A 17,273-nucleotide genomic window follows, 5' to 3' on the forward strand; every position below is an offset into this window, starting at 1 on the left:
ATAATGAATATTCTTCTATACTGATACGAAAGGAGTGAGCAGATGGGATACTTATTAGATTTACGAAAAATCGTAGGCAACCGACCGTTGATCAGCGTGGGTTCGACTGTACTCGTCATAAATTCACAACATGAACTGCTATTTCAATATCGTTCGGATAAACACAGTTGGGGACTTCCCGGTGGTTCGATGGAACCAGGTGAGACACTTGAAGAAGTCGCGATGCGTGAATTACAGGAAGAAACCGGACTTCAAGCACGCAGCGTTCAGCTGCTAGACGTCTTCTCGGGTCCTGATTACTTCTTCCGTTATCCAAATGGCGATCAAACCTATAGTGTGATCCATCTCTTTCAAGCAAAAGGAATATCGGGTACATTACAAATGACGGACGGAGAGAGTCTCGACTTACGGTATTTCCCGCTGAATCAATTGCCAACACCGCTTGAAGCGCGTGCTGCAGCGCTCTTACAGCAAGTTACGCCTCGTCTTCTTGACACACCTTCTTCTTTTTAATCTAGATGCTTCGCTTAAACTGACACTTAACGTCTATTCGTCAGTTTTTTTATTTCTTTCCTATCAAGGAGTACACAAAAAGACCGACCTGCAATCTGCAGATCGGTCAAGTGCCTGGCAACGTCCTATCCTCACAGGGGGAAGCCCCCAACTACTTTCGGCGTTCAAGTGCTTAACTTCCGTGTTCGGCATGGGAACGGGTGTGACCACTTGGCTATCGTCACCAGACGATCGGGCTCGCGCCCTCAAAACTGAAGTCATCAACAATGCATCTGCTAGAACAAGGCCTCGACCGATTAGTATCACTCAGCTCCACATGTCGCCATGCTTCCACCCGTGACCTATCTACCTCATCGTCTCTGAGGGGTCTTTCTTGATTACTCAAAGGGAAATCTCATCTTGGAGGGGGCTTCATGCTTAGATGCTTTCAGCATTTATCCCGTCCGCACGTAGCTACCCAGCGATGCTCCTGGCGGAACAACTGGTACACCAGCGGTGCGTCCATCCCGGTCCTCTCGTACTAAGGACAGCTCTCCTCAAATTTCCTGCGCCCACGACGGATAGGGACCGAACTGTCTCACGACGTTCTGAACCCAGCTCGCGTACCGCTTTAATGGGCGAACAGCCCAACCCTTGGGACCTACTCCAGCCCCAGGATGCGATGAGCCGACATCGAGGTGCCAAACCTCCCCGTCGATGTGGACTCTTGGGGGAGATCAGCCTGTTATCCCCAGGGTAGCTTTTATCCGTTGAGCGATGGCCCTTCCATGCGGAACCACCGGATCACTAAGCCCGACTTTCGTCCCTGCTCGACTTGTAGGTCTCGCAGTCAAGCTCCCTTCTGCCTTTGCGCTCTACGAATGATTTCCAACCATTCTGAGGGAACCTTTGGGCGCCTCCGTTACTGTTTAGGAGGCGACCGCCCCAGTCAAACTACCCGCCTGACACGGTCCTCCAGCCGGATCACGGCTGCGAGTTAGAGACTCTATGCATGAAGGGCGGTATCCCAAGGGTGACTCCTCCGAAGCTGGCGCTCCGGGCTCGACGTCTCCCGCCTATCCTGTACATCATGCACAAAGCCTCAATATCAGGCTGTAGTAAAGCTCCATGGGGTCTTTCCGTCCTGTCGCGGGTAACCTGCATCTTCACAGGTACTATGATTTCACCGGGTCTCTCGTTGAGACAGTGCCCAAATCGTTACGCCTTTCGTGCGGGTCGGAACTTACCCGACAAGGAATTTCGCTACCTTAGGACCGTTATAGTTACGGCCGCCGTTTACTGGGGCTTCGGTTCAAAGCTTCGCTTGCGCTAACCCATCCCCTTAACCTTCCAGCACCGGGCAGGCGTCAGCCCCTATACGTCATCTTGCGATTTAGCAGAGACCTGTGTTTTTGCTAAACAGTCGTTTGGGCCTATTCACTGCGGCTCTACTCATGTAGAGCGTCCCTTCTCCCGAAGTTACGGGACCATTTTGCCGAGTTCCTTAACGAGAGTTATCCCGCGCGTCTTAGAATTCTCATCTCGCCTACCTGTGTCGGTTTACGGTACTGGCGCCTTCCCCCTCACTAGAGGCTTTTCTTGGCAGTGTGAAATCGTGACCTACGTCCCTACGGGACTCCGCGTCGTTCCTTGACTTTGGTGCCTGACGGATTTGCCAATCAGACGGTCTTGAAACTTGCACATGCACTTCCATCCGCATGCGTCACTATCCTCCTGCGTCCCCCCATTGTTCAAACGGTGGATCGGCGGTACAGGAATATCAACCTGTTATCCATCGCCTACGCCTTTCGGCCTCGGCTTAGGTCCAGACTAACCCTGAGCGGACGAGCCTTCCTCAGGAAACCTTGGGCTTTCGACGGAGGGGATTCTCACCCCTCTTTTCGCTACTCACACCGGCATTCTCACTTCCAAACGCTCCACTGCTCCTTCCGGTACAGCTTCACAGCGGTTTGGAACGCTCCCCTACCATTCCTTACGGAATCCGCAGCTTCGGTGGTATGTTTAGCCCCGTTACATTTTCGGCGCGGCGCCACTCGACTAGTGAGCTATTACGCACTCTTTGAATGGTGGCTGCTTCTAAGCCAACATCCTAGCTGTCTAGGCAGCGCCACATCCTTTTCCACTTAACATACACTTTGGGACCTTAGCTGGCGGTCTGGGCTGTTTCCCTCTTGACTACGGATCTTATCACTCGCAGTCTGACTCCCGAGTATAAGTTGCTGGCATTCGGAGTTTAACTGAATTCGGTAACCCTGTGGGGGCCCCTAGTCCAATCAGTGCTCTACCTCCAGAACTCTCAACCTCGAGGCTAGCCCTAAAGCTATTTCGGGGAGAACCAGCTATCTCCAGGTTCGATTGGCATTTCACCGCTACCCACACCTCATCCCCGCACTTTTCAACGTGCGTGGGTTCGGACCTCCAGTCAGTGTTACCTGACCTTCATCCTGGACATGGGTAGATCACCTGGTTTCGGGTCTACGACAACGCACTGAACGCCCTGTTCAGACTCGCTTTCGCTACGGCTCCGCCTCATCGGCTTAACCTCGCGCGTTATCGTAACTCGCCGGTTCATTCTACAAAAGGCACGCCATCACCCGTTAACGGGCTCTGACTACTTGTAGGCATACGGTTTCAGGATCTATTTCACTCCCCTTCCGGGGTGCTTTTCACCTTTCCCTCACGGTACTGGTTCACTATCGGTCACTAGGGAGTATTTAGCCTTGGGAGATGGTCCTCCCGGATTCCGACGGGGTTTCACGTGTCCCGCCGTACTCAGGATCCACTCTGGAGGGAAAACAGTTTCAGCTACAGGGCTGTCACCTTCTTCGGCCGACCTTTCCAGGTCCTTCACCTACTGTCTTCCTTTTTGACTCCGTATAGAGTGTCCTACAACCCCGAAGAGCATGCTCTCCGGTTTGGGCTGTTCCCGTTTCGCTCGCCGCTACTCAGGGAATCGCATTTGCTTTCTCTTCCTCCGGGTACTTAGATGTTTCAGTTCCCCGGGTCTGCCTCACGCTACGCTATGTATTCACGTAACATGTCCCATCCCATTACGGATGGTGGGTTCCCCCATTCGGAAATCTTCGGATCAAAGCATACTTACTGCTCCCCGAAGCATATCGCTGTTCGTCGCGTCCTTCATCGGCTCCTAGTGCCAAGGCATCCACCGTACGCCCTTCATACCTTGATCTAGCGTTGGTATTCTAAGAACACACGTCTTAAATGACATGGTTAATTAAAAGTTTGATGTCTTGTTGATGTCTTCAGTTTTCAAGGTGCGAGTGTCTCTTACGAGACTGAGAGACGAGCTCTCAAAACTGAACGATGGGCATGTCCCGTAAGGGACGTTTTCCTTAGAAAGGAGGTGATCCAGCCGCACCTTCCGATACGGCTACCTTGTTACGACTTCACCCCAATCATCTACCCCACCTTCGACGGCTGGCTCCTTACGGTTACCTCACCGGCTTCGGGTGTTGCAAACTCTCGTGGTGTGACGGGCGGTGTGTACAAGACCCGGGAACGTATTCACCGCAGTATGCTGACCTGCGATTACTAGCGATTCCGACTTCATGCAGGCGAGTTGCAGCCTGCAATCCGAACTGGGAACGGCTTTATGGGATTGGCTCCACCTCGCGGTCTCGCTGCCCTTTGTACCGTCCATTGTAGCACGTGTGTAGCCCAACTCATAAGGGGCATGATGATTTGACGTCATCCCCACCTTCCTCCGGTTTGTCACCGGCAGTCTCCCTAGAGTGCCCAACTGAATGCTGGCAACTAAGGATAGGGGTTGCGCTCGTTGCGGGACTTAACCCAACATCTCACGACACGAGCTGACGACAACCATGCACCACCTGTCACCATTGTCCCCGAAGGGAAAACTTGATCTCTCAAGCGGTCAATGGGATGTCAAGAGTTGGTAAGGTTCTTCGCGTTGCTTCGAATTAAACCACATGCTCCACCGCTTGTGCGGGTCCCCGTCAATTCCTTTGAGTTTCAGCCTTGCGGCCGTACTCCCCAGGCGGAGTGCTTAATGCGTTAGCTTCAGCACTGAGGGGCGGAAACCCCCCAACACCTAGCACTCATCGTTTACGGCGTGGACTACCAGGGTATCTAATCCTGTTTGCTCCCCACGCTTTCGCGCCTCAGCGTCAGTTACAGACCAAAGAGTCGCCTTCGCCACTGGTGTTCCTCCACATCTCTACGCATTTCACCGCTACACGTGGAATTCCACTCTTCTCTTCTGTACTCAAGCCTTCCAGTTTCCAATGGCCCTCCCCGGTTGAGCCGGGGGCTTTCACATCAGACTTAAAAGGCCGCCTGCGCGCGCTTTACGCCCAATAATTCCGGACAACGCTTGCCACCTACGTATTACCGCGGCTGCTGGCACGTAGTTAGCCGTGGCTTTCTCGTAAGGTACCGTCAAGGTACGAGCATTCCCTCTCGTACGTGTTCTTCCCTTACAACAGAGTTTTACGATCCGAAAACCTTCATCACTCACGCGGCGTTGCTCCATCAGACTTTCGTCCATTGTGGAAGATTCCCTACTGCTGCCTCCCGTAGGAGTCTGGGCCGTGTCTCAGTCCCAGTGTGGCCGATCACCCTCTCAGGTCGGCTATGCATCGTCGCCTTGGTGGGCCGTTACCCCACCAACTAGCTAATGCACCGCAAGGCCATCTCAAGGTGACGCCGGAGCGCCTTTCATCAGCGGACCATGCGGTCCGTTGAACTATCCGGTATTAGCTCCGATTTCTCGGAGTTATCCCAATCCTTGAGGCAGGTTCCTTACGTGTTACTCACCCGTCCGCCGCTCATTCCACTGCCTTCCCTCCGAAGAGTTCCGTCAGCTTCCTGCGCTCGACTTGCATGTATTAGGCACGCCGCCAGCGTTCGTCCTGAGCCAGGATCAAACTCTCCATGAAGTGTTTGACTTGCTCGTTTTTGTGACCGAAGTCACGATTGACGAAGCTTGCGCTTCATTCATTTTTGTATTCCGTAGAATACGTTTTTTGCCTCATCGTTCAGTTTTCAAAGTTCGTCATTGTTTGTTTTGAAAATGGTGGGCCTAAGTGGACTCGAACCACCGACCTCACGCTTATCAGGCGTGCGCTCTAACCAGCTGAGCTATAGGCCCGTCAAAGCAAACAAAATATGGTGCACCCTGAGAGATTCGAACTCCCGACCCCTTGATTCGTAGTCAAGTACTCTATCCAGCTGAGCTAAGGGTGCGATATGGTGCGGTCGAGAGGACTTGAACCTCCACGATGTTGCCACCACTAGGCCCTCAACCTAGCGCGTCTACCGATTCCGCCACGACCGCAAATATGAAATTAAAAATGGTGTGTCATGCAGGATTCGAACCTGCGACCCTCTGATTAAAAGTCAGATGCTCTACCAACTGAGCTAATGACACATGAAAACTGGGCTGGAAGGGATCGAACCTTCGCGTGCTGGAATCAAAATCCAGTGCCTTACCACTTGGCTACAGCCCAAAAATGGCGGTCCTGACGGGATTCGAACCCGCGATCTCCTGCGTGACAGGCAGGCATGTTAACCGCTACACCACAGGACCGCAATTTGAAGTTGTAAACAACTCTTTAAAAAGAAATGGTGGAGGATGACGGGATCGAACCGCCGACCCCCTGCTTGTAAGGCAGGTGCTCTCCCAGCTGAGCTAATCCTCCATATGGTGACCCGTACGGGATTCGAACCCGTGTTACCGCCGTGAAAGGGCGGTGTCTTAACCGCTTGACCAACGGGCCATATCGTAATTAATAATTATTCTCAAGAAACATTTTCACATAAGAGGTCTGGCGGAGATGGAGGGATTCGAACCCTCGCACCAGTTTCCCGGCCTACACCCTTAGCAGGGGCGCCCCTTATAGCCACTTGGGTACATCTCCAAAAGAATGGCTCCGCAAGTAGGATTTGAACCTACGACCTACCGGTTAACAGCCGGTTGCTCTACCGCTGAGCTATTGCGGAACGTTACGTTCTGTTCGGAACACTTTTATATAGTAGCAACTTTTTTTCTTTCCGTCAATGCTTTTTTAAAAAAGTTTTTAGCGACGATAAGTTGTTTAGTTGCTGTCGTTTTGACGACTTCTATAATTTATCATGCTCCGAAATGAACGTCAACTACTTTTGTAAAAAATCTTTCCACGACATCGACCACATCGATACCTTTCCGTATTCATACGTCTTTTCCTTCTATATAATGTGCTGCATTTCTCACATTCATAAAGATAGGATTTTTTTTCGTCTTCTTGTCTTCTGGGACTGTATCGAAGCCCACCATAGCGCTCTAACCATTCCTTGAAGTCTTGATCTTGATGACGGTGTCCCATTCCTGCTAGATGTAAATGATAGTGACACAGTTCATGAATCACGATTCCGCGGAAGACTTTCATGTCATCGATATATCGTTTATTGAAGTCTAAATGATGATCGCCTAAGAAGTAGCGACCACCTGTCGTCTTCAGTCGTGGATTAAAATAAGCTTCATGTCGAAACGGTAAGGAAAATACGTCGAGCGAAAGTTGCTCGACGTATCGTTGTAATTGTTCATTCGTCATTTCGGCGGAACCAGTGTCAAACCAATCCGTCCCCGCTCTGGTTCAACATTTGTCACCCATACCGTCACGATATCCCCGACAGCGACGACATCAAGTGGATGTTTGACACGCTTACGACTAAGTTTCGAGATATGAATCAAGCCATTCTCTTTCACTCCGATATCAACGAACGCACCAAAATCAAGAACATTCCGGACCGTCCCTTGGAACTCCATCCCGACTTGGATCATATCCATCGATAGAACATCTTGGCGAAGCAACGGTTTATCGAGCGCTTCCCGTGGATCACGACCCGGACGTTGTAACGCTTCGATGATATCACGTAGTGTTGGTTCTCCGATCTCGAGCGTCTGTGCCATCTCCGGTAATGACAATGTAGACAATTGTTCCCGCAACGCATCCGTTCCAACTTGATCAAGTGTTAAGCCTAATGTCTTGAACAACTTCTCGACTGTTTTGTACTGCTCTGGATGAATCGGCGTCCGGTCGAGCGGATGCGTACCTTCTAGAATTCGCAAGAATCCTGCAGCCTGCTCATATGCCTTTGCACCAAGACGAGGAACTTTCAATAATTCCTGACGCGTTTTGAACGTCCCAAGTTCCGAGCGACGTTCGACGATTTTTTTCGCTGTCGCCTTCGTGATTCCTGCGACATAACTCAAAAGCGGTTCTGACGCTGTATTAACATCAACTCCGACTTGGTTGACGACCGTCTCGACGACGAAATCAAGCGTCTCCTTCAGTTTCGTTTGCGAGACATCATGTTGATATTGACCGACTCCGACAGACTGCGGGTCGACTTTGACGAGTTCAGCCAGTGGGTCCTGCAGGCGACGCGCAATCGAAATTGCCGATCGTTGTTCGACTTGAAGCTCTGGAAACTCCGTCCGGGCAATCTCTGAAGCAGAATAAATACTTGCCCCTGCCTCGTCGACGATCGTAAAGGCGATATCTTTTTGCCCCTGCATCCAGTCCGCAACGAATGCTTCTGTTTCCCGTGAAGCTGTACCATTGCCAATCGCAATCAACTCGATTCCATATGTATCGACGAGCTGCGAAAGAGTTTGGTGTGCTTCTTTTGCTTTTTGTTCTGACATCGTCACGTAGATGACGCCGACTTCCTTCATTTCACCTGTCGGATCGATGACTGCCCACTTACATCCTGTCCGGTAAGCCGGATCAAGACCCAACATGACTTTCCCTTTCATCGGTGGTTGCATGTAGAGTTGACGGAGATTCTTACCAAAGACGTCAATCGCTTGGAGCTCTGCCTTTTCCGTCAGTTCATTTCGAATTTCTCGTTCGATGGCAGGAAAGACGGATTTTTTATAGCCCGTCGTGATTGCTGCTTCGACGATATCACGTTTCTTTGGCGCCAGTTGTGCGTAGGAACGAAGCAATGTCGGTAAAACCTGTTGTTCCTCTAACACGACTTTCACAGAGACGATTTTCAATGCTTCCGCACGGTTGATCGCAAGAATCCGGTGCGGAACGATCTGTTGGATCCGCTCACTGTAGGCATAATACTGTGCAAAGACGCCTTTTTCATCGACTGCATCCTTTTTTTGTTTCGTGACGATTTCTGCTGAACGGCGCATTTGCTTACGAATGAACTCACGCACCGTCGCTTGTTCGCCCCACTCCTCGGCAATGATCGATTGTGCCCCAGTCAGCGCTTCTTCCGAATCCAGCCCATTGCTCAAGCGATGGAATGTCGCTTCATCATAAGCAGACTTGTCGCGTAACCAGTCAGCAAGTGGCGCAAGCCCCGCTTCCCGTGCAATTTCCGCCTTCGTCCGACGTTTTGGTCGAAACGGTAAGTAGATATCTTCCACTTGTTGTAACGTCGTCGCTTCTTCAAGCGTTCGACGGAGTTCCGGCGTTAGTACACCTTGTTCCTCAATCTTTTCAAGGACGTCGCTTCGCCTGCTTTCAAGTTGCGTTAATTGTTTATGTCGATCGAGAATCGCTTTGATCGCGACCTCATCGAGTTCACCTGTCTGTTCTTTCCGGTAGCGGGCGATGAACGGAATCGTACCGCCTTCTTCCGTCAATTGTAAGACTGCTTTCACTTGCGCAGGACGTACATTCAATTCACTTGCGATTCTCTTTTCCATCTGCTTCACCTCTCATTCATTATACCGAAGAACGCATGGAAAAGAAAAAAGACTGACACGAGGTCAGTCTTTTGAGAATACTTCATTTGGTTCGACTTTGATTGCTTCACGTAACTTCTGTAAAGCGCGTCGTTGGAGACGGGAAACGTGCATTTGTGAAATGCCGAGTAGTTCACCCGTTTCTTTTTGACTCATATTGCGGTAGTAGGCACATTCGAGAATCGAACGTTCGCGATCCGTTAAGACAGCAAATGCCTTCTCAAGAATCAGACGCTGATCGACGGAGTCGTAGCCGTTTTCTTGATTCCCGACGAGATCGAGTAAGGTAACGGTACTACCTTCCTGATCTGCCTCAATCGAGCTATCAACGGATAACGCTTGATAGCTTTTACCCATCTCAAGTGTTTCGAGGACTTCCTCTTCCGATACTTCAAGACGCGCTGCAATCTCATCGATGCGCGGAGAGCGTTGCAACTCCGTCGTCAACTCCTCGACTGCCTTCTTGATTTTCGGTCCGAGTTCCTTGATGCGACGTGGAACGTGAACGCTCCATGTCTTATCGCGGATGAAACGTTTGATTTCACCGATGATCGTCGGAACAGCAAACGATTCAAAACTGCGACCGAATTCCTTATCGAAGCGACGAAGCGCTGCAAGCAACCCAATCATGCCGACCTGAACGAGATCGTCATGAATCGGTCGACCACGCGAGAACTTCCGGGCCAAAGCTTCTACCAAGTCTGAATAACGCTTGAGTAATGCCGCATGCACTTCCTCATCTTGGTCGTCCTGCTGATACAAATCAATCAGTCGAAGTACTTCATCATCACTGTGATGGCGTTGTTGAGACTTTGCTGGCACTTTGACCCACCTCATCTCTATTCATATATTTTGTCATATGGACAGTGACGCCGTTCGCTTTCTCGATCGTTACTTGATCCATCAATGCTTCGATCATCAAGATACCGAGTCCTCCTTCATGCAAGGAATCGAGATCGTGTGCATCCGTAATCGGTTCACTTTGGCGTTTGACCTCATCTTTATCGAACGTAATGCCGTTATCCTTGACGACAATCTCAAGACGATCATCCGGATAGACGTTACATGTCAAGGCGATGCTACCATCTTCTTTTCCTTCGTACGCATGTTGAACAGCGTTCGCACACGCTTCTGAGACAGCGATCTTGATATCTTCGATGTCATCATACGTGTATCCCATCCGGTTCGCGACGCCTGAAACCGTCAAACGGGCAATGGCTACATATTCCGGTTTTGCCGGTAATGTCATGTTTAGTTGTTCGTTCTTCATTGCGTTCCACCTCTTACACCACTATCGATTGTAATGATGCTTGAAAGACCTGTGATTTCGAATAGACGACGGATGCGTTCAGAAACGCCGACGAGCGTGAACGATGTACCGTTCTTTTTCGCTGCTTTGAGCGCTCCGACGAATACGCCGAGACCTGTCGAATCCATGTAGTGGACTTCATCCAAGTGGACGACGACATCGTTTGTTTCAACTGCCGGGACTAGTTCTTGACGAAGCTTTGGTGCTGTATACGTATCAATCTCACCTGCGATATAAAGATGCGTCTGACCGTCAAGCTGCTCTGTTTTAATTGTTAAATCCATCTTCAAGTTCCTCCTCAAGGAAAATCTGTCTATGTGGTCTTGCTATTCATCCTACCTCATCCCTTTATAAAAAGGTCACTTGGGTATGTTTCCCCATAAAGAAAACTTTAAAACCTATTTTATAAAAAAAGAGGTCAAAAAAAGTCGCATACGCTAGTATCGACTCTTCTTGTGTTGCGCTTCTATGTAAGTGCCTAAAAATCAACCAAGCCTAAGCTGATTGCGACGGCACTATTTACCTTCATCATCGTGTCTGGATCTAGATGTGTGACTTTATCCGTTAGACGGCGTTTATCAATTGTCCGGATTTGCTCAAGTAAGATGACCGAATCACGTTCTAATCCGTGTCGCTCTCGATATACTTCCACATGGGTCGGTAGTTTGGCTTTGTCGATCTGTGCCGTGATCGCAGCCACGATGACTGTCGGGCTGAATCGGTTACCAATATCATTTTGTAGAACAAGCACGGGACGAACTCCCCCTTGTTCCGATCCGACCACAGGTGACAAATTTGCATAAAACACGTCGCCACGTTTGACTATCAAAGCTTACACCCCGCTTACTTGACGTAGGAGTGAGAACTCCGCCTCCGTTTCAATCTGGAACATTTCGCCAACGATCGATAAATTGATTGCTGCCATTTCTTCGTAACCACGCTTCAATTCCTCACGTAGATGACGCTTGCGTTCTTCGGTCGTATGGTTCGACTTCATCCCAATCGTCTCCTTCGCTACATTTCGCTCAACAAACTGCATTTCCCGTTGTTGGACCAAGATAATGGCACCTCCAGATTCACTGAAACCTTAACGAACGACTCACTTTCTACTTCAATATATCAGTCGAATTCAGAAAATACAATCAAAATTCAAACAAATAACATATTTTTGCCATCTTATTGATGTCTTGTACGAATCATTGACGCGGAACACGCTTCGAGAATTGACAGAGAACTTCATAGTTGATCGTTCCGAGCCAATGGGCTGCTTCCTCGATCGGTGCCCCTTCTCCAATCAGGATGACTTCCGTTCCAATCGGATATTCCCGCGGTAAACGAATCATGAGCCGATCCATGCAGACACGACCGACGATTTCACACGGTAGACCGTCTACGATCAACGAATAGCCTTGGAACTTGCGTGACCAGCCATCCGCGTAACCGATCGGAACGGTACCGATCCATTCATCCGTCGGCGCGGTATAAGTCGCTCCGTAACTGATCGTTTGACCCGGCTCGACTTGTTTGACCTGCATCAGACGACTTTTCAGTGAAAATGCTGGTTTTAGAAATTCATAGTGACCTGCCATCTCTTCCGACGGCATCGCTCCATATAATGCAATACCGACTCGAACGACGTTAAACGGTGCTTGACCTGCTAAGCGAATCGCTGCCGCCGAATTGGCACAGTGGACGTAACGGATATCCGGTACTAGTGCGACATACGATAAAAACGTCTCGAGCTGGCGTTCGAACAACCGACTGTTCAGCTCGTCAGCAGTCGCGAAATGCGTATAGATGCCTTCGAGCTCGACGAGATCATCATCACACTCAACAAGAATTCGCTTCAACTCATCGACATGTTGCAGTCCGAGTCGTCCCATTCCCGTATCGATCTTGATATGCAAGCGGAGATGATCGATTTCCGTCAAATGACGTTTCGCTTCCTGAAGCCAATCGGCTGAAAAGACAGGAACGGCGACATCATAATTCGAAGCGACTGGTGCATGTTCTGGTAGTAAGGCTTCAAGCATCAGAATCGGTGCTTGGATGCCCGCTTCGCGTAACTCAATCGCTTCTTCAAGGAGTGCGACAGCGAGTAAGTCGGCTCCGTTCTCAAGAGCGATCTCAGCGACTGTCACTGCCCCGTGACCATAGCCGTCCGCTTTGACGACTGCCATCACCTGTTGCTCGCCCATCCGTGTTTTGATTTCGCGTATATTATGTGCGATCGCTTCCCGATCGATTTCAATCCAAGTTGGTCGGTACATCCCATTCCCTCTTCTCTAATAAGACTTGCGCAGATGCATAATGCTCAGAATGTGTGATCGAAACGTGGATGACGCCATCGAATGGTCCACTCATGATCGGTCGCCCTGTCTCATCGTTTAAGACTTCAACGTCTTGCCAAGAGACTTCTTTTCCGATGCCAGTTCCGAATGCTTTGACGAACGCTTCCTTTGCGGCGAAACGTCCAGCGAGATACTCGATGCGACGATGTCCCGAGAGCGATTGAAATCGTTCCTGCTCTGCCTTGGTTAAGATTCTCCCAGCAAAACGTGGCTGTCGCTCGAGCGTTTGCTCGATTCGATGCAGTTCGACCAAATCGATTCCAATTCCATAAATCATCTGAGATGCCTCCACAGTTCTATTCTTCGCCATCTTCATATAGAATGAAGATGAAGCGAGGTGTTGTCATGTTTAGTCGAACGGAAAACCTACAAACGTTCACACGTTCTTATCCGGTCGTTTCGTTGTTCATTTTAATCCAAGTTGCCCTGTTTGTCATCGAACAGTTGGGCCCACTCCTTAATCTGACATTCTCTCCTCTAAATGCAGGGGCATCCATCAATCTCTTAATTGAACAAGGTGAATGGTGGCGTGTCGTCACAGCAACGTTCTTGCATTACGATTTTTGGCACATTGCGTTCAATACGTTTGCTCTCGTCATCTTCGCTCCACCACTTGAGCGGATGATCGGTCATGGTCGATTTGCAGCCTTTTACTTGCTCGTTGGTACGCTCGCGAACATCTTGACGTACTTCACGAAAATCAACGAACCGTTTTATGGTCAAGCTGGAGCATCGGGTGCCATTCTTGGTTTGCTTGGTTTTTATGTCTACTTGAGTCGATTCAAGCGGACGGTCATCCTAGCAGACGATACACGTCTTGTGTATATCTTTACTGCGGTCACGGCAGTCTTTACGTTGCTCGGATCGAACGTTGCTGTCTTTGGTCATTTGTACGGTTTCGTCCTCGGATTCCTCTTTGGATTCGTCTTTGGTAATCGTGCCGTCCCATTCACACGTCCGTTTCAAACCGGTCGTCGTTCGAGCGGTGGACCTGTCTTCGTAAGCGGTTCTGGTCAACTTGGTCGGATCTTCTTCTATATCATCATCGCATTTGCCGTACTCGGATTATTCTTCCGTTACTTGTAAACCAGCATGCAAAAAGGACTCCGCTACACGCGCGAGTCCTTTTTTGCTTATTTGCGAAGTACTTCTGCTAAGTCCTTCACGTCGTCAATCAGATTATGGATCGTTTCCTGATTATCCGTATAGAGTGCTTTTAATTCCTCAAAGCGCCCTTTTGGATCTTGTTTGACAGCAGACAATTGTGTTCCTGCGCCGCTGAATGTCCGTTTCACTGCTGCAAACTGCGCTTGGCGCGTATCTTTATGCAGTAGTGATAAAGTAGCGCCGACAAGTGCGCCACCAAGTGTTGCTACGACAAAATAGTTCTTCTTCATCTGTTAGTCCCCCTGCATCTCACTCATTTGTTGGTGGTACGATTTGATACCGTTTCATGACGGGAGAAGGCGCGAACGACTTCCCTGCCTCTTCAGCATACTGGTCTACCGTGAGACGTTCAACTGATTTTGCATAACGAGCCCCGTCGCTTGTCTCATGGAACTGAATCAATAAGACGAGATCCGTCCCCTTCTCGACACGTCCAATTCGAAAAGCCTGGAAGCCACCATATTCTGCTCCGATGACTTTCGGATTCGACATCACTTGATGTACGAATAAATCTCCGCTATTTTGATCTGCCGGAATCGACCAGTAGAAGAGACTGCCTTCATCCGAAAAATTTCCACGTGATTCGAGCAACGTGTAGGTATTGCCACTTTGAAAAGGTGATTTCGAGTCCGTCTCTATCCAGAGGATAGCGTCACCGCTTCCGCTAGCAACACGAATGTGAGCGTCCCGAGAACGAATTTGTTCAACAAACGAACCGCTACCGAATGTGATCGAAAGTTTAGATGGCATCACAGGCCTCCGCAAGTTGAAAGTCTTTTTCCGTCAATCCGTTTTCATCATGAGTCGTCGCCGCAAGTGTGACGTTTTTATAGTCAATCACGATCCGTGGATGATGATTCAAGTTTTCGGCGATACTCCCAACTTCCTGTACGAAATCCAGTGCCGCAGGAAACGATGGAAGTGTATACGTTCGGACGATTTCATCATCGACGATACTCCAATCCTGCAATCGTTCAAGACGCTCTTCCACTTCATACTCATTCAACCTAGCCATCCCTTTCTCCTCCTCTACTATCATTTTCGTCCTATACTTTATACCCCATTCTATTACTTCTCTATACCTGTTTGTATCCGATTTCTTCCTTTCGCCTTCTATGTGAGATAGAGTACAATGTGAAAGAGAACACTAATTCAAAACCGAAAGGGGCTCACGCACATGCGCGCTCTGATTGTCATTGATTACACGATCGACTTCGTTGCTGACGAAGGGAAGCTGACTTGTGGAAAACCAGGACAGGCGATTGAAGACCGGATCGCTACATTGATGGAGGAATTTTCAACAGAGGACTACGTCGTCATTGCCAACGATATTCATGAGGAAGGTGATACGTTCCATCCGGAAACTGTCCTTTTCCCGCCGCATAATATTCGCGGAACACATGGACGTGATTTGTTTGGGAAAGTCGCAGCCATGGCACGTGTCGCTGATCACGTCATTGATAAGACGCGTTACAGTGCGTTCGCCGGGACGGACCTTGATTTACGCTTGCGTGAACGTGGTATCCGCGAAGTCCACCTCGTCGGTGTCTGTACGGACATTTGTGTCCTTCATACAGCTGTCGATGCCTACAATCTCGGGTATCATATCGTCGTCCATGCCGATGCGGTCGCAAGCTTTAACACGACGGGTCACGACTGGGCGCTTACACACTTTAAACAATCGATCGGCGCAGAAGTCGTCGGCGAATAAGAAGGGATTTGTCCGTTATGTTACAACGTAATCTTGCACTCCATACCGATCTATACTTACCACGGTGGATGTATATCTACTGGAAAGAAGGACGTCACAATGAACGTGCCGTCTTCGATGTCTACTACCGTTCGAATCCGTTTGCAGGAGGGTATGTCGTCTTTGCGGGTCTTGAGAACATCATCGAGTACATTCAAACACTCCGTTTCACGGAAGAAGACATCACGTACTTGCAAGAGATGATCGGCTTCCCAGATGAATTCAAGGATGAACTGCGTCAATTCAAGTTCAACGGTTCGATTTCCAGTGTCAAAGAAGGCGAAATCGTCTTCCCGAACGAACCATTGATTCGGATCGAGGCACGAATTTTTGAAGCGAAACTCTTACAGACCGCGATTTTGAACATCGCGAACCATGAATCACTCATCGCGACGAAATACGCACGCATTCGTCAATCGGCACCCCGTGCGAAGTTTCTTGAAGCCGGCGCCCGACGTGCGCAAGGCATCGATGCTGCTTACTTCGGAACGCGTGCTTCGTACCTCGCTGGTTTTGACGTCACAAGTCTTGCTTCAGCAGGACGCGATTTCGGAATCCCATGTGGCGGAACGATGGAACATGCCGACATTCAATTCCATGATGATGAACTAACAGCATTCCGGACATTTGCTTCTCACTATCCGGATCAATCGACGTTACTCGTCGATACGTATGACACACTCAAGAGTGGTCTGCCGAATGCCATCACGGTCGCAAAGGAACTCCAAGCCAAAGGACATAAACTGCGCGGAATCCGGATCGATTCTGGTGACTTATCTTATTTGTCAAAACGTGCTCGTAACATGCTTGACGAAGCCGGCTTCCCGGAAGTCGACATCGTCTTGTCAGGGGATCTCGATGAGTACGTCATCCAAGATTTGCGCATCCAAGGCGCCCAAGCGAATACGTTCCTCGTCGGAACACGTGGTATTACAGCTTACGAGCAACCCGCTCTCGGAATGGTCTATAAACTGGTCGCGCGTGAAGTAGACGGCGAACTCACGCCTGTCATCAAAGTGTCCTCGTCAAAAGCCAAGACGACGACACCACACATCAAGGAAGTCTATCGCATCATCGATCCGGTGACGGATAAGTTTAAAGGGGATTACGTGACGTTGATGGATGAGGATCCATCGACACTTGAAGCCGTCGATCTCATCGACGTCCGGGACCCATCGTTCCGTAACCGTGTGGAGCAGTTCAAGGTCGAACGCTTGCTTGAACCGATCTTCAAAGATGGAGAGCTAATTTATACAGTTCCAACGATTGAAGAGATCCGTCACTTCCATGAAACGCAGATTGGTCGTCTTTGGGAGGAGTACAAACGTCTCCGTTTGCCAGAGATTTATGCCGTCACATTCAGTGACCGTCTCTGGAAACTCAAACTCGACATGATTCGGGAAACACGACTCACGAGTGGTTTAAAATAAGACGCACAAACAAGCGCCGTTCTTC

Annotated in this window: 16 protein-coding genes, 10 tRNA genes and 3 rRNA genes; 4 read left to right on the top strand and 25 right to left on the bottom strand. The window is 49.5% G+C overall.

What is annotated here, in order from left to right:
- Positions 1-42 precede the first annotated feature (42 nt).
- A complete protein-coding gene (locus MKY22_RS14830) occupies positions 43-513 on the top strand; it encodes an NUDIX hydrolase (RefSeq protein ID WP_341089634.1) in 471 nt (156 codons plus the stop codon).
- Positions 514-625: 112 nt separating this feature from the next.
- Here MKY22_RS14830 and rrf read toward each other — a convergent pair.
- The 22 genes from rrf to acpS all read right to left on the bottom strand — a co-directional run bounded on the left by rrf (position 626) and on the right by acpS (position 13,178).
- Positions 626-741: ribosomal RNA gene (gene rrf, locus MKY22_RS14835) — 5S ribosomal RNA — on the bottom strand.
- A 48-nt stretch (positions 742-789) separates the two neighbouring features.
- Positions 790-3,703, bottom strand: a 23S ribosomal RNA gene (locus MKY22_RS14840).
- A 167-nt stretch (positions 3,704-3,870) separates the two neighbouring features.
- Positions 3,871-5,432 (bottom strand): 16S ribosomal RNA (locus MKY22_RS14845).
- The 16S, 23S and 5S rRNA genes sit together here with 10 tRNA genes alongside, the layout of an rRNA operon.
- A gap of 135 nt (positions 5,433-5,567) precedes the next feature.
- A tRNA-Ile gene (locus MKY22_RS14850) sits at positions 5,568-5,644 on the bottom strand.
- 18 nt (positions 5,645-5,662) lie between these two features.
- Positions 5,663-5,739, bottom strand: a tRNA-Arg gene (locus tag MKY22_RS14855).
- Positions 5,740-5,743: 4 nt separating this feature from the next.
- Positions 5,744-5,830: transfer RNA gene (locus tag MKY22_RS14860), tRNA-Leu, on the bottom strand.
- A 17-nt stretch (positions 5,831-5,847) separates the two neighbouring features.
- Positions 5,848-5,923 (bottom strand) — tRNA-Lys (locus tag MKY22_RS14865).
- A 7-nt stretch (positions 5,924-5,930) separates the two neighbouring features.
- Positions 5,931-6,002 (bottom strand) — tRNA-Gln (locus tag MKY22_RS14870).
- 4 nt (positions 6,003-6,006) lie between these two features.
- Positions 6,007-6,082, bottom strand: a tRNA-Asp gene (locus tag MKY22_RS14875).
- A gap of 36 nt (positions 6,083-6,118) precedes the next feature.
- Positions 6,119-6,194: transfer RNA gene (locus MKY22_RS14880), tRNA-Val, on the bottom strand.
- Positions 6,195-6,197: 3 nt separating this feature from the next.
- A tRNA-Glu gene (locus MKY22_RS14885) sits at positions 6,198-6,272 on the bottom strand.
- Between the two features lie 49 nt (positions 6,273-6,321).
- Positions 6,322-6,413 (bottom strand) — tRNA-Ser (locus MKY22_RS14890).
- Positions 6,414-6,420: 7 nt separating this feature from the next.
- Positions 6,421-6,495 (bottom strand) — tRNA-Asn (locus tag MKY22_RS14895).
- Between the two features lie 149 nt (positions 6,496-6,644).
- Positions 6,645-7,085, bottom strand: coding sequence for a SprT family protein (locus MKY22_RS14900; protein WP_195865960.1), 441 nt, complete (start codon positions 7,083-7,085; stop codon positions 6,645-6,647).
- Positions 7,082-9,202, bottom strand: coding sequence for a Tex family protein (locus MKY22_RS14905; protein WP_341089637.1), 2,121 nt, complete (start codon positions 9,200-9,202; stop codon positions 7,082-7,084). The genes MKY22_RS14900 and MKY22_RS14905 overlap by 4 nt, the downstream gene beginning before the upstream one ends.
- 63 nt (positions 9,203-9,265) lie before the next feature.
- On the bottom strand, positions 9,266-10,063 hold the full coding sequence (gene sigB / locus MKY22_RS14910) for an RNA polymerase sigma factor SigB (RefSeq protein ID WP_341089639.1): 798 nt from the start codon (positions 10,061-10,063) through the stop codon (positions 9,266-9,268).
- Complete coding sequence (gene rsbW, locus MKY22_RS14915; RefSeq protein ID WP_023469621.1) at positions 10,029-10,511, bottom strand: anti-sigma B factor RsbW; 483 nt, start codon at positions 10,509-10,511, stop codon at positions 10,029-10,031. The genes sigB and rsbW overlap by 35 nt, the downstream gene beginning before the upstream one ends.
- Positions 10,508-10,834, bottom strand: coding sequence for an STAS domain-containing protein (locus MKY22_RS14920; protein WP_023469622.1), 327 nt, complete (start codon positions 10,832-10,834; stop codon positions 10,508-10,510). Before MKY22_RS14920 ends, rsbW begins: the two co-directional genes overlap by 4 nt.
- Before the next feature lie 194 nt (positions 10,835-11,028).
- On the bottom strand, positions 11,029-11,379 hold the full coding sequence (locus MKY22_RS14925; protein ID WP_023469623.1) for a type II toxin-antitoxin system PemK/MazF family toxin: 351 nt from the start codon (positions 11,377-11,379) through the stop codon (positions 11,029-11,031).
- A gap of 3 nt (positions 11,380-11,382) precedes the next feature.
- Complete coding sequence (locus tag MKY22_RS14930) at positions 11,383-11,607, bottom strand: hypothetical protein (protein ID WP_290777130.1); 225 nt, start codon at positions 11,605-11,607, stop codon at positions 11,383-11,385.
- Between the two features lie 139 nt (positions 11,608-11,746).
- Complete coding sequence (alr, locus tag MKY22_RS14935) at positions 11,747-12,820, bottom strand: alanine racemase (protein ID WP_341089647.1); 1,074 nt, start codon at positions 12,818-12,820, stop codon at positions 11,747-11,749.
- Entirely contained in the window at positions 12,798-13,178 is a 381-nt protein-coding gene (gene acpS, locus MKY22_RS14940; protein WP_341089649.1) for a holo-ACP synthase, read from the bottom strand. The genes alr and acpS overlap by 23 nt, the downstream gene beginning before the upstream one ends.
- A 68-nt stretch (positions 13,179-13,246) precedes the next feature.
- Here acpS and MKY22_RS14945 point away from each other — a divergent pair, with 68 nt between their 5' ends.
- Positions 13,247-13,987 (top strand): rhomboid family intramembrane serine protease, encoded by a 741-nt coding sequence (locus MKY22_RS14945; RefSeq protein WP_064300646.1) that lies wholly within the window; start codon positions 13,247-13,249, stop codon positions 13,985-13,987.
- A 47-nt stretch (positions 13,988-14,034) separates the two neighbouring features.
- Here MKY22_RS14945 and MKY22_RS14950 read toward each other — a convergent pair whose 3' ends face one another.
- Genes MKY22_RS14950 through MKY22_RS14960 form a run of 3 tightly spaced genes read right to left on the bottom strand, consistent with a single transcriptional unit; the run spans position 14,035 to position 15,083 of the window.
- Positions 14,035-14,298, bottom strand: coding sequence for a hypothetical protein (locus MKY22_RS14950; protein WP_023469628.1), 264 nt, complete (start codon positions 14,296-14,298; stop codon positions 14,035-14,037).
- 19 nt (positions 14,299-14,317) lie between these two features.
- Complete coding sequence (locus MKY22_RS14955; protein ID WP_035412198.1) at positions 14,318-14,818, bottom strand: hypothetical protein; 501 nt, start codon at positions 14,816-14,818, stop codon at positions 14,318-14,320.
- A complete protein-coding gene (locus tag MKY22_RS14960; RefSeq protein WP_035412195.1) occupies positions 14,808-15,083 on the bottom strand; it encodes a 4a-hydroxytetrahydrobiopterin dehydratase in 276 nt (91 codons plus the stop codon). The genes MKY22_RS14955 and MKY22_RS14960 overlap by 11 nt, the downstream gene beginning before the upstream one ends.
- A 162-nt stretch (positions 15,084-15,245) precedes the next feature.
- On the opposite strand from MKY22_RS14960, the gene MKY22_RS14965 reads away from it, so the two are divergent.
- The gene (locus MKY22_RS14965; protein WP_341089658.1) at positions 15,246-15,779 is read left to right on the top strand and encodes a cysteine hydrolase family protein; all 534 of its coding nucleotides are present in this window, start codon (positions 15,246-15,248) and stop codon (positions 15,777-15,779) included.
- Positions 15,780-15,796: 17 nt separating this feature from the next.
- Positions 15,797-17,248, top strand: coding sequence for a nicotinate phosphoribosyltransferase (locus tag MKY22_RS14970; RefSeq protein ID WP_290771906.1), 1,452 nt, complete (start codon positions 15,797-15,799; stop codon positions 17,246-17,248).
- Positions 17,249-17,273 lie beyond the last annotated feature (25 nt).

The organism is Exiguobacterium sp. FSL W8-0210 (genome assembly GCF_038006045.1).
Classification (GTDB): Bacteria; Bacillota; Bacilli; order Exiguobacteriales; family Exiguobacteriaceae; genus Exiguobacterium_A.

Coding starts and splice junctions, on each gene's coding strand:
- MKY22_RS14830 (WP_341089634.1), top strand. CDS start 43: ATGGGATACTTATTAGATTTACGAAAAATCGTAGGCAACCGACCGTTG.
- MKY22_RS14900 (WP_195865960.1), bottom strand. CDS start 7,085: ATGACGAATGAACAATTACAACGATACGTCGAGCAACTTTCGCTCGAC.
- MKY22_RS14905 (WP_341089637.1), bottom strand. CDS start 9,202: ATGGAAAAGAGAATCGCAAGTGAATTGAATGTACGTCCTGCGCAAGTG.
- rsbW (WP_023469621.1), bottom strand. CDS start 10,511: ATGAAGAACGAACAACTAAACATGACATTACCGGCAAAACCGGAATAT.
- MKY22_RS14920 (WP_023469622.1), bottom strand. CDS start 10,834: ATGGATTTAACAATTAAAACAGAGCAGCTTGACGGTCAGACGCATCTT.
- alr (WP_341089647.1), bottom strand. CDS start 12,820: ATGTACCGACCAACTTGGATTGAAATCGATCGGGAAGCGATCGCACAT.
- acpS (WP_341089649.1), bottom strand. CDS start 13,178: ATGATTTATGGAATTGGAATCGATTTGGTCGAACTGCATCGAATCGAG.
- MKY22_RS14945 (WP_064300646.1), top strand. CDS start 13,247: ATGTTTAGTCGAACGGAAAACCTACAAACGTTCACACGTTCTTATCCG.
- MKY22_RS14950 (WP_023469628.1), bottom strand. CDS start 14,298: ATGAAGAAGAACTATTTTGTCGTAGCAACACTTGGTGGCGCACTTGTC.
- MKY22_RS14955 (WP_035412198.1), bottom strand. CDS start 14,818: ATGCCATCTAAACTTTCGATCACATTCGGTAGCGGTTCGTTTGTTGAA.
- MKY22_RS14960 (WP_035412195.1), bottom strand. CDS start 15,083: ATGGCTAGGTTGAATGAGTATGAAGTGGAAGAGCGTCTTGAACGATTG.
- MKY22_RS14965 (WP_341089658.1), top strand. CDS start 15,246: ATGCGCGCTCTGATTGTCATTGATTACACGATCGACTTCGTTGCTGAC.
- MKY22_RS14970 (WP_290771906.1), top strand. CDS start 15,797: ATGTTACAACGTAATCTTGCACTCCATACCGATCTATACTTACCACGG.